This window comes from Mesorhizobium sp. B4-1-3 (assembly GCF_006439355.1).
Taxonomy (GTDB): Bacteria; Pseudomonadota; Alphaproteobacteria; order Rhizobiales; family Rhizobiaceae; genus Mesorhizobium.
In genome coordinates this window covers 55158-68298 of sequence record NZ_VFTG01000029.1, presented here as the reverse complement: position 1 = coordinate 68298, position 13141 = coordinate 55158, and the positions used below count along the sequence as shown (strand labels likewise).

Here is a 13141-nt window from a genome sequence, read left to right as displayed (position 1 = left end):
GATCTTCACCGTCCATCCGGATGATCCGAACTCAGCGCGCGGAACCGTGACCTGGGACAAGACCTATTCGCGCGGCGACTGGAACGCTCGCGTTTCGGTATCCGCCACGGTGCGTGCGTTGCGCGATGTCTGGCGCATGGAAACGCATCTCGTCGCGCGCACCGGTGAAGAGGTCGTGGTCGATCGCGAGGAGGTCAAGGAGTTTCCACGAGACCTGAATTGACGTGATCGTGGACGGCGCGGCCGGTCAGCCGGGGCTTTTCAGCAGCATCTTTTCGGCGAAGGCCTCGACCTCCCCTGCGCGAGGTTCCTTGCCGGTATGCGTGAGCAGGTAGGCCGGGGTCAGGAAAAGACGGTTGCTTACCGGCTCGACGATCTCGAGCGAGTAATAGCCGATCTGCGTGAAATAGAGCACGCGCGCCCGCACGAACGCTTCCGTTTCGGCATAACCGTGCCGTGAGAACATCGCCCGTATGGCGTCGACCCGCGTGTCGTCTTCCTCGTTGACGATCCGATGCACTTCGGCGGACTGGCGCGACCAGGCGCGCACGGCGAAATCCAGCCGCGGATTGAACAGCTTCTCGTCCAGCCAGCACTCGAAGACATTGAGCACCGCCTGCGTGATCGACACGGCGGGCCGTCCGGCCTGCTCGACGATGAAACGGGTGTTGTTGTTGCGCCAGTAGTCCAGCAACTGGTCGAGCAGGTCCTGGCGGCTCTTGAAGTACCAGTAGAAACTGGAACGCGAGACGTTCAGCTTCTGCCCGAGCGCAAGCACGCGCACGGCCTCCACGCCCTCGGAGATCAACGTCTCCAGCGCGAGGCTCATCCAGTCCTCGCGCGTCACCTTGGTGTTGCCGATCAGACCGGACCGCCGCACGACTTCATCAGCATTGGAATCGGAGAGCATAGCGTGCCGGCCAAGTTTGAACGCGGCTAGATAGACCTGAAACCACCCCGCTACAACACTTGCACCTGTTCGAGCCACTCCCAAAGATAGGGAGCAAGGCCCCGGTCGACGTGGAAACGCGCCCGATCGCCGAACCGGTAGAAGAGAACGCCGACGCCGGCGAAAAGGATCGAAGCCGAGCGGCTTGCCGCTCCCGGATCGAGCGCCGTGCCCCTGGCGATCAGGCGCTCCACATCCGACCCCTCGATCTCGAACACGTGCAGTCCGGCATCCATGACCGTGACCGCGAAACCGGCCGCGTGCCAACCGGCGGCAACGGAGAACGGCTGTTCGCCGACCGCAAGAAGGCGGTCGCGCGCGATCCGCACCATGTATCTGTCGCCGCTGGCGATTGCGCCAGCGCCGACGCCTTCGCCAGCGAGCCCGGAAGCCTTCGACCAGGCCGCGAGATCGCCGCTGACCAGCAACTGGTTCAGCCCGCCAAGCGTCCGCACGCTGACACCGCCTTTGCTAAGCGTAGCGGTAGCCCAGTCGGGCGCCGCCGGCCATTTTTCGGCAAGGTTACGCATGGAGCCGCCTTCCCTCCGGGTCGAAGGCGCAAGGCGCGACGATTCTCGCCTGCCGCACGACACCCAGATGTTGAACATCGATGGTTTCGCCGTGCCGCGCCGCGCCCCGCTCAATGAGCGCGAGCGCAACCGGGCGTCCCAGGGTCGGGCTCTGATAGCTGGAGGTGACGAAGCCGATGCTTCTGAGGCGGCCGTCGCGCTTCTCCACGCCATGCGCGCCGGTCGCGAGCGGCGTCTCGCCTTCGCGCAACGCAAGGCCGACGAGCTGGTTGCGGTCCGTGCTGTTTGCTGCTTCCGTGAAAAGCGAGCGCCGGCCGACGAACTCGTTGGCGCGCTTGGCCCTGGGGCCGGCGACGCCGAGATCGTGCGGCATGGTGGTTCCGTCGGTGTCCTTGCCGATGACGATATAGCCCTTCTCGGCGCGCAGGATCATCAGCGATTCGAGCCCGAGCAGCACGGCGTCGAAGGCGCGGCCCTCCTGCTGCATCCTGGCCCACAACGCCTCCGCCCGGTCGGCGCGGATGGATATCTCGTAGCTGCGGTCGCCGGTGAAGGAGACCCGGGCGATACGTACCTCGTCTCCGGCAAAGCGGCCGATGGCGACCGCCATATGCGGCAGGCTCGCATCGTCCAGTGCTGCGCCCAGATCGAGCGCTTCGACGACCTGGCGCGCATTCGGACCCGACACCGTCAAGGTGGCGTATTGCGCGGTGGCATTGTGGACATAGACCGCATCGCGGCCGAAGCGGTCCTGCCGCCATTCTTCGAGGCGCGCATGAACCGCGGCGACATGCGACGACGAGCAGGAGACGATGAAGCGATGCTCGTCCAGACGAACCAGGACGCCGTCATCGAAGACGACGCCATTTTCCGACAGCATGAAGCCGTAGCGGCAATGGCCCGGCTTCAGGGTCGACATGGTGTTGTAGTAGATGAAGTCGACGAACTCGGCCGCGCGCGGGCCGATCACCTCGATCTTGCCCAGCGTCGAGCCGTCGAAGAGCGCCACGGATTGCCGGGCCCGCCGCGCCTCGTCCTGGATCGAGGCACCGGCTTCGCCGCCGCCATAATAGGCCGGCCTCAGCCAACCGCCATATTCCTGGAACGCGGCGTCGGCGGCGCGATGGTTTGCCTCCAGCGGCAGACGGCGGACCGGAGCGTGCATGCTGCCCCGGCGCGCTCCCGCAAGACTGGCGAACGGGACAGGCGTGAAGGGCGGCCGGTAGGTCGTCGTGCCGACTTCCGCGATGCCGCGTCCGGTGATGTCAGCCAGCAGCGCTAGCCCATTCAGATTCGAGGTCTTGCCCTGGTCGGTCGCCATGCCGAGCGTGGTGTAGCGCTTCAGGTGTTCGACCGAGACGAAGTTCTCCCGCGCCGCGAGCTCGACGTCCTTGGCGGTGACGTCGCTCTGATAGTCGATCCAAACGCGGCCCTTAGCCTTGGGCTTCGGCCACAGGCTGATGACGCCAAGCGTTGCTTCCACTCCCGTGCCGCGAGGCGCGGGCGACGACGAGCCGAAGTCGCCGGGGGCCGCGGCGCCGCTGGCCAAGGCATCCGAAAGCGAGACCGTGCCAGCCACGGCGCCGGCGACGCCGATCCCGTCGATGGCTTCGCCGGGGATGAAGGCCGCCAGCGGGCCGCTCCAGGCGAGCTTGCCCTTCGCCTGCGAGAACAGGTGCACGGTGGGTGTCCAGCCGCCGGAGACGAGGACGCAATCGGCGGCGAGCGCCGTGCCGTCGTCCAGCAGGACACTCTGTACGGCGTTGCGCCCGCGCGCCGCCGTGATCGTACGACCCGCCAGAACGCGAATACCGCCCTTCGCTTGCGCATCGCCGGCGCGCCGGCAGTCCACCACCGTCACCGAAGCGCCGGCCGCGGCCAACGCCAAGGCCGGCTCATAGGCGCTGTCGTTGTTGGTCGCGATCACGATGTCGCGGCCGACAAGCACGCCATGCCGGCGTAGGTAGCTGAGCGCGGCATCGGCGGACAGGATTCCGGGAAGGTCGTTGTTGGCGAACGGCACGGGCCGTTCGATCGCGCCCGTCGCCAGCACGATGCGACGGGGCCGCACGCGCCAAAGCGTGTCCGGCCGGCCGTCGGAGTGGCGTTGGTTGAGCGCGACCAGATTGTGGTCGTAGAGGCCGAAAGCGGTCGTCTCGCTCAGCACCAGCTGACCGCCGCCCTTCAGCCTGGCAACCGTCGCCTCGACCCACGACCTGCCCTCGACGCCATCGACTTCGCCGGCGCGATGACGCAGCGACCCGCCGGGATGCGCCCCGTCGTCGACCAGGACGATCGAGTGTCCGGCCGCCGCCGCGCTGGCCGCCGCGGCAAGACCGGCGGGTCCGGCGCCGACCACCAGGACGTCGCAATGATGGTTGACCTGGTCCGAGACCTGATGCGGCTGCCAGTCTGGATCGACGACGCCAAGTCCGGCCATGGCGCGGATGCGCGGCTCGAACAGGTGCCAGTCCGGCCACATGAAGGTCTTGTAGTAGAAGGCGGCGGGCAGGAAGCGGGCGAAGCGGTCCAGAACCGCATTGCGGTCGTTCTCGGCCGTCGGCGTAGCGTTGACGCTCCTGACCTTGATGCCTTCCATGGCTTTTACGGTCGTGGCGCGCGCATTCGGCACGCGGCCGGCCACGCTCTCGACATCGACCAATGCGTTGGGCTCCTCGACGCCGGAGCCCCAGATGCCGCGCGGGCGATGGTATTTGAAGCTGCGGCCGACGACAGCCTGGCCGCTCGCGAGCAAGGCCGAGGCGATCGTGTCGCCCGCGAAACCCTGCACGCGCCTGCCGTCGAAGGTGAAGCTCAGCGGACGGTCGCGGTCGATGTCGCTGCCACCGGTTGTGAGACGGGACGCGCTCATCGTCCGTGCTCCGCTTCGCCGAGCACGGATGAGCCGGACACCTTGTGATTGACGCTGTCGCGACCCATCGCAAAGAACTCGCCGCAGGTCAGATGCACCCAGATCTCGCGGGTCGGCCCCTTGAGATTGTCGCGCATGTGGAGATAACCGGCCCAGCGCTCGGCGGTCACATCACTGCCGTCGGGCCTCAGATTGCCGGCCTCGCCGCCATAGTGAAACTCGCTTTCTTCGCGCGGCCCGCAGAACGGGCAGGGAAAGAGCTGCATCTTGTTCTAAACCTTCAATGGGCAATGCCGGAACCGGCGGCCTCGTCGACCAGCCGGCCGCGGGCGAAGCGGTCGAGATCGAAGGGACGGCTGATGTCGTGATGCCTGCCGGTGGCAAGCAGATGGGCAAGCAGCGTGCCACCGGCGGGAATCGCCTTGAAGCCGCCCGTACCCCAGCCGCAATTCAGGAACAGGCCGGGCAGCGGCGACTCGCCGATGATGGGCGAAGAATCCGGGACGACGTCGACGATGCCGGCCCATTGCCGCATCATCTTCAACTGGCCGAAGATCGGGAACATCTCGAGCATGCCGGCGATCACGCCTTCCAGCACCGGCAGGTTGCCGCGCTGTCCGTAGGACGGGATGCGGTCGAGCGCGCCGCCGATCACCAGTTCGCCCTTGTCCGACTGGCTGACATAGACGCCCGTGTCCGGCGAAATCACCACCGTGTCGATGATCGGCTTGACCGGTTCGGACACGCAGGCCTGCAACGCGTAGGAATTGACCGGCAGCCGGAATCCCGCTTTCGCCGCCAGCACCGACGAATGACCGGCGACCGCCATGCCCGTACGCTCGGCCCGGATCGCGCCGCGCGAGGTGACGACGCCGCGGCAGCGCCCGTTCTCGATGATGAAGTCGGTGATCTCGCAGTTCTGGATGATGTCGACACCGAGACGGCTCGCCGCGCGAGCATAGCCCCAGGCGACGGCGTCGTGGCGGGCGGTGCCGCCGCTCGGCTGCCAGGTGCCGCCGTAGACGGGGAAGCGTGTGTCAGGGCTGAAATTGTAGATCGGCACGACGCGACGCACATCCTCGACCGAGAACAACTCGCAGTCGATGCCGTTGACCTGTATGGCGTTGACCGACCGCGCGGCGGTTTCCATTCCCGCTTCGCTGTGCGCGAGGGTGAGGATGCCGCGCGCCGAAAACATCACGTTGTAGTTCAGGTCCGCCGAGAGCGTCTTGTAGAGGCTGTGAGCCAGCCCGTAGATCGCCGCGCTTTCAGGGTAGAAGTAATTGGAGCGTACCACGGTGGTGTTGCGGCCGGTATTGCCGCCGCCGATCCAGCCTTTCTCCAGCAGTGCGACGTTGGTGACGCCGTGATTTTTGGCGAGGTAATAGGCGGTGGCAAGCCCATGCCCGCCGCCGCCGATGATGACCGCGTCGTAGCGCGGTTTCGGATCGGGAGAGCGCCAGGCCTTTTCCCAACCGGTCTGACCGGCAATGCCTTCCTTGAAGAGCGAAAGCGCCGAGTACTGCCTTGTCATGCGCCCAAACCGTCGTCACAGGCCGGAGACACCGCTCCACCGCAAGGGCTTGGCCGCCGTGTCCCCAACTCGAACATGTGCATCGATTGCCCCTTAAGATACCTGCTTTGCTGTTGGTGCCGAACATCCCAAAGCAAAGCCAAGTGCACATCTAGCGCGAATGTACACCTGTGTCCATTCAAAGCGTATGGCGCGCTTCCGCGCCTTTCACAGATTTCGGGATGTTCGATCCTGCAAGCGCCGGCATGCTCATCAGAGCCACTCCGGCGCGCGCTCGGAGGAGCGAAGCGAAAGCGCCCCGCAAGCAGGGCCCCCCGGAGGCTGGATCTCTTTGGTTTGCGCCCGGCTCTCTTGGCAAGTTTCCGGTCTGGATCAGGCGACCACGTCGGCGTCATGCCGGCTTGCTGCTTCGGCGGCCTGCAGGAAAGCGGTGAGCTTTTCGTTGAAGATCGCCGGCTTCAGCAGGAAGGGCGCATGCTTGCCGTCCTGGATGTCGTTCGGCTCGCCTGTCCACTGCTCAAGCTTGAGGTCCCGGAAATATCGATGGTTCAGGAAAGGATCGTTCGAGCCGTTCAGGATGGCGAATGGCACCGTGGCCGAGCGCAGGAAGCGCATCTGTCGCGGCCAGTCGACGATCTGGAGCTTGCCCAGCGTGTAGGCGCGGGCACGCCCGTCGGTCCTTCGCACGGCTCGGTGGAGGTGAAGCGTCTCCGCCGTCTTCGGACCGGTCGTCGAAGCGGCGAAGTCGCGGCTCTCGGCCGGCGACAGGAAGGTCTTGCTCGCCAGGACGAAATGGCTGGTCGCGTCATAGGCGCGGCCGACATCTTCCGGAACGACCCTGAGCGGCGGCGTGCCGGATATGGCAAGCGCCCTCACGGGGTAGCCGCGGGCCGCAAGCTCGATGGCGATGTAGCCGCCCAGCGACCATCCGAACACAAACGGGTTTGCCGCGCCGAGTGCTTTGAGCACGTCTTCGGCCACGTCGGCGAAGGCTTCGACGCTATAGTCCTTTTCCGGATCGGCATTGTCGGACACGCCATGGCCAGGCAGGTCGAAGGAGATGACGCGATAGCGGTCGCGGAGCGCCTTGAACTGGTTGGCGAACACCTCCTTGGCGGAGGAGTTGCCGTGGATGAGCAGAAGCGCCGGCTTGTCGCCGCCGGTGTCCGCGACGGCGATCCTGCCATGGCGAGTGGCGACCATCGCCTCACGCGCTCCGGTCATCGCCTCTCGTTGGCCGAGGCCGAAGCGGCGGCGCAGCCTGGCCGTCGTCTGCGAACGCGCCACGTCGAGCGCTTCGCGAAGCGTCTGCAGCAATGCCCACAGCCCGCCCGGATAGAAGATCAAGATGACGATCAGCAACAGCGACATGATGATGTTGCGCCAAGCGCCGTAGGCGGCGAAGACCTCCGACACCATGGTCACGAAGAAGGCCGCGAGGATCGGGCCCCAGATCGTTCCGGCGCCGCCGAGCAAAAGCATCGAGAGCAGCAGGCCGAGCAGCCCGAGGCCGAAATTGTCAGGAGAGGCAACCCGCATGTAGGAGCCGTAGAAACCGCCGGCCACGCCGCTCAGCGCCGCGCTCACCGTCAGCGTGAACAGCCGGGTGCGCGTTTCCGACATGCCGCGCGAGATGGCGTAATATTTGTGGTCGCGCATGGCCACGATGGCGCGGCCGAAACGCGAGCGGGTGATCTTGTACAGGATGATGGTGGAGGCCACCAGCATCAGCAGGGCCAGGTAATAATAGCCGACCTTGCCGCCGCGATTGAAGCGGTAGCCGAAGAGCTCGAGCGCCGGCAGGCTCACCATGCCCGACGTGCCGCCGGTTATGTCGGATTGGCTGATGATGATCTGGTAGAGCACCTGCGAGGCGGCGATGGTCACCAGGATGATGTAGATGCCTGAAAGCCTCAGGATGGGCAGCGTTATGAGAGCCGCGACAAGGCCCGCGGCGACACCGGCGAAGGCTATGCCCAGCCATGGCGACAGGCTGAGAGTCTGGCCGACCAGTCCGAACGCGTAGGTGCCGATGGTGAAGAGCGCAACATGGGCGAAATTGAACAGACCGCCATACCCAAGGCTGAGGTCCCAGCTCGAGGCCACGATGCCGAACACGAAGGCCAGCACCAGGAGATGCCGCAGATACATGCTCGACGAAAGCAGCGGCACAAGCGCCAGCACGGCCAGGACGATCAGGACCGGGATCAGCCCGGAACTGCGGGCGAAGGACGGGCTGTACCGCATCAGACGGATTTCCTGTATCGGCCAAACAGGCCTTCTGGCTTGGCGACAAGTACGACGATCATGATGGCGAAAAGCACCGTCGGGCTCCAGTAGAGGCCGACGAGGTAGGTCATGACAGCCTCGAGCAAGCCAACGATGAAGGCCGCGTAGATCGGGCCGGTGAAGCGCGCGATGCCGCCGAAAATCACCACGATCAGCGCTTTCATCAGCGGGTCGGAGCCCATCGAGGGGTTCATGAAGCGGGTGGAGCCGATCAGGATGCCGGCCAGTGCCGCCAGCGCCGCCGACAGGCCGAAGGCGATCGCGTAGAGCCGCTCGACATCGATGCCCATGAGCTGCGCCGCCTCACGGTTCTGCGCCACGGCGCGCATGGCGCGACCAAGCGGCGCGCGCTGCAGGAACGCGCCGAGCGCCGCCAGGATGACCAGCGCCAGCGCCACCACCGCCATCTCGTTACGGGATATGGTGATGCCGAGCACCGACATGTCGCCGCCGAGCAGCGGAGAGAGCTGCTTGTTGCGCGGTCCCCAGACGAGATTGATGACGTTTTCCAGGATGGTGGCGCCCGCCAGCGTGGTGATGACGGATTTCACCACGATGTCCGGGCTTCGTTCGAAAGGCTTGATGAGGAGATAGTAGACGAGCATGCCGATGACGAACATGCCGATGATGGAGACCGCTGCCCCGGCCAGCAGGCCGGCGCCCGAGGCCTCGGTGCTGGCGATCTGCCAGGCGATGTAGGCACCGAGCGCGATGAAGGTGCCGTGGGCGAAATTGAAGATGCCGAGCGTCGTCCAAACGAGCGCCAGCCCGGTCGCCATCAGCGCATAGAGCGCGCCCAGCACGATGCCGCCAAGCAGGATCAGGTTAAGCGTCTCAAGGGTCAATGGTGATCCTCGCCGAACATCAGTTTCATGATCTCTTCATGCGTGGGCATGTCGGCCTTCTCGATACGGCGCGAGATGCGGCCGTGGTCGAACAGGTAGAGCGTGTCGATCAGCTCCTCGAGGAAGGCGATGTCCTGATCGACCACGATCAGCGGCACGCCGGATCCCCGGATGGTCTGGATCGCCGAAGCGAGTTCCCCGCGCAGCTTGGGCGACAGCCCCAGCGTCGGCTCGTCGAGGATGAGAAGCTTGGGCGCCGCCATCAGCCCGACGCCTATGGCCACCATCTGGCGCTCGCCGCCCGAAAGGAAGCGTATCTTGTGCTCGAGCCGCTCGTGCACCCGGGGAAAAAGCCGGAAGACTTTGTCCAGCGCCTCCGCCGCATTGGCGCGCCCGCGGGAAGCATAGGGCGCGATCGACAGCGTTTCGGCGACAGTCATGTCCGGAAACAGCAGGTTTCCCTGCGGGACATGGATCAGCCCGGCGCGCGCCACCGCTTTCGGATCCATCCGGCGCCGGGTTATGGCGTCGTAGTTGAAATTGCGCCAGCGCCGGCTGCCGCGCGCCCCAGGCCGATTGAGCTGGACACCGTCGAAGAAAATGTCCCCATCCCACGGATCGATGATACCGGACAGGGTTCTCAGGAAGGTCGTCTTGCCGTGGCCGTTCGGGCCGAACAACCCCACGCTGGCGCCCTGCACCAGCGAAAGGTCGATCTTGCGGAAGATCTGCAGCGGCTCGTAGCCGCCATCGAGGCTCCTGACATCGAGGAGAAGCGTGTCCGTCATCGTGCCTGCCCCAGATAGGCTTCGACCACTTTCGGATCGGCAACGACTTCGGGGGGAAGTCCCTGGGCGATCACCCGGCCCTGGTCGAGGACGATAAGCCGGTCGCAGACGGACATCAGCAGCGGCAGGACGTGCTCGATGAGCAGGATGGCGATGCCGCGCCGGCGCAGCCCGAGAATGAGCGTCTTCATATGTTCGATCTCGCCGGGCGTCAGGCTCGACGCCGGCTCGTCGAGCAAAAGCACGCGCGGCGACATGGCCAGGGCGCTGGCTATCATCAATATCTTGCGGAAGAAGATGGGAAGCGTTGCGGTCGGCGCGTTGTGCAGCGTCTGGGGAAAGCCCACCATGTCGAGCACCCCGATCGCGGCGGTCTCATTCTCCCTCGGCCCCTGCCTCTTGCCGCTGTGCTCGATGGCCACCAGCACATTGTTGATAGCGCTCAGCGAGGTGAAGATGCTTTCGCGCTGGAAGGTGCGGGCGATGCCCGAACGGCTCACCTCCTCCGGCGCCACGTTTTGGATTTCCCTGCCATCGAAAACGACGCGGCCGCTGTCGGCCGGAAAGGGGATATTGGTCAGGATGTTGAACAGCGTGCTCTTGCCGCTGCCGTTCGGCCCGGCGACGCCGAGTATTTCCTTCTCGGCCAGCGCAAAGCTGACGCCGCCCACGGCGCGCAAGCCGCCGAAGGACTTGGTAAGATTTTCAGCCGTAAGGATCATGCGAAGACTGCTTTGACGAAAGCGGAACGCTGTTGGGCTTCGATGCCGGGAAGAAGCGCCGGCGCGATAGGTCGCGCCGGCACATCGGACATTCCGGGTGCCGACCGGTAGGCTTCTGCTACTGCTTGATCCAAGGCGGAAGCTTGAAATCGCCAGTCGCGTATTTCCTCGGCCCGATCAGGAAGCGCTTGCCGTCCCAGATCTGGTAAAAGGTCACCGGAATGTGGTTCTCGTCCTGCACGGCAAGATGAGTCGCCTGGTCGAATTCCACCGGCCCTGGCGCGGCGTCGAACTTGGTTTCGCCGAGCGCCTTGCCGATCGCATCGTGATCCTTGGGATCGCCGACCTTCTCCATCGCCGCGAAATACATCTCTGCCTCTTCGTAGAGGGCCGAGCCGTAGACGCCCGAAGCGACCTTGAACTTGTCCTGGTACTTCTTCAGCACTTCCTGTCCGCGCGGCCAGCCGGGCGAGTCGATGGCGCCGCCGATCAGGTTGTAGAGGACGCCGTTCGACTGTTCCTTGGTCAGGTCGACGAATTCGGGCACCGACGGCGCGTATTGCAGGAACACCAGGCTCTGGGTCGGCTGTTCAAGGAACTGTTTCAGGAACAGCGCGGAGTTCGAGGGCTGGTAGTCGGTGTTGACCACGAGATCCGGCGGGTCCTGCCGCACCTTAGCAAGGATCGCGCGCCAGTCGTTGACCGGGCCGAACGGCACCATCTCATCCACGGTCACGGTCCAGCCGGCCGCGGAGAAGGACTTCTTCATGCCTTCCGAGATGACCTTGGAATAAGGATTGTCGGACGAGATCATCGCCAGCTTCTTGCCCGTCGGCTTGAACTTGCCGCCGGCGATCAGCCCTTCCACCAGGGGAAGCACGTCCGTCTCGTAGCCCTTGTAGGACGGCGACAGCGACCAGCAGCAATTATAGTTCCCCGGGTCCTTGCTCACGATACCGGCAAACGAACCGGACGGGCCGGACGAGATGTAGGGCATGTTGGCGTCGGCGAAGAGATCGACCTCGAAGAGCGACAGGCTCGCATAGCCGGTCAGCACGACTTGCACGCCTTCGGTGTTGATGAGTCGCTGGGCCGCGCTGCTGACATTGTCGGGCGACCCGTCCTTGACGTCGGCCGAGATGATCTCGAACGTGTGGCCGGCCACGCCGCCCTTGGCGTTCCTTTCGTCGACGGCGAGTTCCACGCCCTTGACGAAGTCCGCGCCGTCGGAGGCCGAAGGTCCGGAAAGCGGCGCGAGCACGCCGATCTTGACAACGTCGGCAGCCGCCGCGCCCATTGCCATGCCCAGAGCCGACGCGCTTAGCGCGCCGACGACAAGCACTTTTCTCAGTAGTCCCCTCTGCATGAGATCATTCCCCATTTTTGCGATGTTCAGTCTCCACGGCAGGCCCTTTTCAGGCATGACGCGCATGGTCAATCAGCCGGTCGATGAAGCCGACACAACGTTCGAGCTGTTCGACGGCGATCCATTCGTCGGTTATATGCGCCTCGCTGTCGCGCCCCGGACCGCAGATGATGGTCGACATGCCGGCGGACTGGAAGATGCCGGCCTCGGACCCATAATTCACGGCCGTCACCTCGTTGCGGCCGGCAAAACGCTTGGCAAGCGTTTCGGCGCGCGAGCCCGCGTCGGGAATGAAGGGCGGAACGTCATAGGCGATATTGGTCACCACGGCGGATCCGGCGAAGCCTTCCTTCATGGCAGGAACGACCTTGCCGTCGCTGAATGCCCGGAACCTTTCCACCAGCGTCTCCAGCACGCCGCCGCGAGTAGCGCGGATATCCCATTGGAAGGCACAATCGCCGGGTATGGCGTTACGCGCGGTGCCGCCCTGGACGACGCCGACGCTCACCGTCGTGTAGGGCACCTCGAACGGCGAGTCGGCCTCCGGGGCCGAACGAAGTTCGTTCGCGTAGGAGCGCAATTCTCCCATCAGGTCCATGGCGTGGAAGATGGCGTTCACGCCGAGGTCGGGGCGCGACGAGTGACAGGCCTTGCCTGTCACGGTGGTGAGCAGGCCGGCGCTTCCCTTATGGCCGCCGACGACGCCCATGCCGGTCGGCTCGCCGACGAAGACGGCAAGTTGCGGCGGCAAGGTCTTCGCCATGTGCTCGATGATGCCGTGCACACCCAGGCATCCGACCTCTTCGTCATAAGACCATGCCAGATGGATGGGCGCGGCAAGGGGCTTCTCCAGCATGGCGGGTACGCCGGCCAGCGCGCAGGCGATGAAACCCTTCATGTCCGAGGTGCCGCGGCCATAGAGCCTGTCGCCGTCACGCCACATGTTGAACGGGTCGCGCGACCACTCCTGCCCCTCGACCGGGACGACATCGGTATGGCCGCTCAGCACATAGCCTGGACGGTCGGCCGGCCCGATCGTGGCGAACAGGTTGGCCTTGGTGCCGGTCGCGTCGGGGATGATGACGCTCTCCACCCCGAAACCGGCAAGGTAGGCCTTGATGAAGTCGATCGCCTCCAGATTCGACCGGCTGCTGATGGTGTTGAACCCGACCAGCCGGCTCAAGAGTTCGATCGCGGAAGAATGTGTCATTGTCTGTCCTGGTCGCCGGTTCGGCACAGCGATGAT

11 protein-coding genes and 1 pseudogene are annotated in these 13141 nt (G+C 65.0%); 1 reads left to right on the top strand and 11 read right to left on the bottom strand.

All coding sequences use genetic code 11. The annotated features are described in order from the left end of the window. Nucleotides 1-223: pseudogene (locus FJW06_RS30280) on the top strand (peptidase S15); the annotation flags it as partial. Between the two features lie 24 nt (nt 224-247). On the opposite strand, the gene FJW06_RS25905 reads toward FJW06_RS30280, so the two are convergent. The 11 genes from FJW06_RS25905 to argE form a co-directional block, all read right to left on the bottom strand. After that, nucleotides 248-910 carry a TetR/AcrR family transcriptional regulator gene (locus FJW06_RS25905; RefSeq protein ID WP_140755879.1) on the bottom strand — a complete coding sequence of 221 codons (663 nt, stop codon included), beginning with the start codon at nt 908-910 and terminating at the stop codon, nt 248-250. Between the two features lie 50 nt (nt 911-960). Further along, nucleotides 961-1479: a hypothetical protein gene (locus tag FJW06_RS25900; RefSeq protein WP_140755877.1), complete on the bottom strand. Its 519-nt coding sequence runs from the start codon at nt 1477-1479 to the stop codon at nt 961-963. Next, nucleotides 1472-4351, bottom strand: a complete 2880-nt coding sequence (locus FJW06_RS25895) for a sarcosine oxidase subunit alpha family protein (RefSeq protein ID WP_140755875.1) — start codon at nt 4349-4351, stop codon at nt 1472-1474. The genes FJW06_RS25900 and FJW06_RS25895 overlap by 8 nt, the downstream gene beginning before the upstream one ends. Beyond that, the gene (locus FJW06_RS25890; protein ID WP_140755873.1) at nt 4348-4617 is read right to left on the bottom strand and encodes a sarcosine oxidase subunit delta; all 270 of its coding nucleotides are present in this window, start codon (nt 4615-4617) and stop codon (nt 4348-4350) included. Before FJW06_RS25890 ends, FJW06_RS25895 begins: the two co-directional genes overlap by 4 nt. Nucleotides 4618-4631: 14 nt before the next feature. Further along, nucleotides 4632-5885 carry a sarcosine oxidase subunit beta family protein gene (locus FJW06_RS25885; RefSeq protein WP_140755871.1) on the bottom strand — a complete coding sequence of 418 codons (1254 nt, stop codon included), beginning with the start codon at nt 5883-5885 and terminating at the stop codon, nt 4632-4634. Nucleotides 5886-6257: 372 nt separating this feature from the next. Continuing rightward, on the bottom strand, nt 6258-8132 hold the full coding sequence (locus FJW06_RS25880) for an alpha/beta fold hydrolase (RefSeq protein WP_140755869.1): 1875 nt from the start codon (nt 8130-8132) through the stop codon (nt 6258-6260). Continuing rightward, nucleotides 8132-9019, bottom strand: coding sequence for a branched-chain amino acid ABC transporter permease (locus FJW06_RS25875; protein WP_181178571.1), 888 nt, complete (start codon nt 9017-9019; stop codon nt 8132-8134). The genes FJW06_RS25880 and FJW06_RS25875 overlap by 1 nt, the downstream gene beginning before the upstream one ends. Then, nucleotides 9016-9807, bottom strand: a complete 792-nt coding sequence (locus FJW06_RS25870; protein ID WP_140755867.1) for an ATP-binding cassette domain-containing protein — start codon at nt 9805-9807, stop codon at nt 9016-9018. Before FJW06_RS25870 ends, FJW06_RS25875 begins: the two co-directional genes overlap by 4 nt. Beyond that, the gene (locus FJW06_RS25865) at nt 9804-10529 is read right to left on the bottom strand and encodes an ABC transporter ATP-binding protein (protein ID WP_140755865.1); all 726 of its coding nucleotides are present in this window, start codon (nt 10527-10529) and stop codon (nt 9804-9806) included. Before FJW06_RS25865 ends, FJW06_RS25870 begins: the two co-directional genes overlap by 4 nt. 118 nt (nt 10530-10647) lie before the next feature. Continuing rightward, a complete protein-coding gene (locus tag FJW06_RS25860) occupies nt 10648-11895 on the bottom strand; it encodes an ABC transporter substrate-binding protein (RefSeq protein WP_140755863.1) in 1248 nt (415 codons plus the stop codon). Nucleotides 11896-11944: 49 nt separating this feature from the next. Then, complete coding sequence (gene argE / locus FJW06_RS25855; protein ID WP_140755861.1) at nt 11945-13105, bottom strand: acetylornithine deacetylase; 1161 nt, start codon at nt 13103-13105, stop codon at nt 11945-11947. Between the last annotated feature and the right edge of the window lie 36 nt (nt 13106-13141).

Bases quoted from the DNA above. Each gene is read 5' to 3' on its own strand.
- FJW06_RS25885 (WP_140755871.1), bottom strand. From the start codon at position 5,885: ATGACAAGGCAGTACTCGGCGCTTTCGCTCTTCAAGGAAGGCATTGCC.
- FJW06_RS25905 (WP_140755879.1), bottom strand. From the start codon at position 910: ATGCTCTCCGATTCCAATGCTGATGAAGTCGTGCGGCGGTCCGGTCTG.
- FJW06_RS25900 (WP_140755877.1), bottom strand. From the start codon at position 1,479: ATGCGTAACCTTGCCGAAAAATGGCCGGCGGCGCCCGACTGGGCTACC.
- argE (WP_140755861.1), bottom strand. From the start codon at position 13,105: ATGACACATTCTTCCGCGATCGAACTCTTGAGCCGGCTGGTCGGGTTC.
- FJW06_RS25860 (WP_140755863.1), bottom strand. From the start codon at position 11,895: ATGCAGAGGGGACTACTGAGAAAAGTGCTTGTCGTCGGCGCGCTAAGC.
- FJW06_RS25865 (WP_140755865.1), bottom strand. From the start codon at position 10,529: ATGATCCTTACGGCTGAAAATCTTACCAAGTCCTTCGGCGGCTTGCGC.
- FJW06_RS25895 (WP_140755875.1), bottom strand. From the start codon at position 4,351: ATGAGCGCGTCCCGTCTCACAACCGGTGGCAGCGACATCGACCGCGAC.
- FJW06_RS25870 (WP_140755867.1), bottom strand. From the start codon at position 9,807: ATGACGGACACGCTTCTCCTCGATGTCAGGAGCCTCGATGGCGGCTAC.
- FJW06_RS25880 (WP_140755869.1), bottom strand. From the start codon at position 8,132: ATGCGGTACAGCCCGTCCTTCGCCCGCAGTTCCGGGCTGATCCCGGTC.
- FJW06_RS25890 (WP_140755873.1), bottom strand. From the start codon at position 4,617: ATGCAGCTCTTTCCCTGCCCGTTCTGCGGGCCGCGCGAAGAAAGCGAG.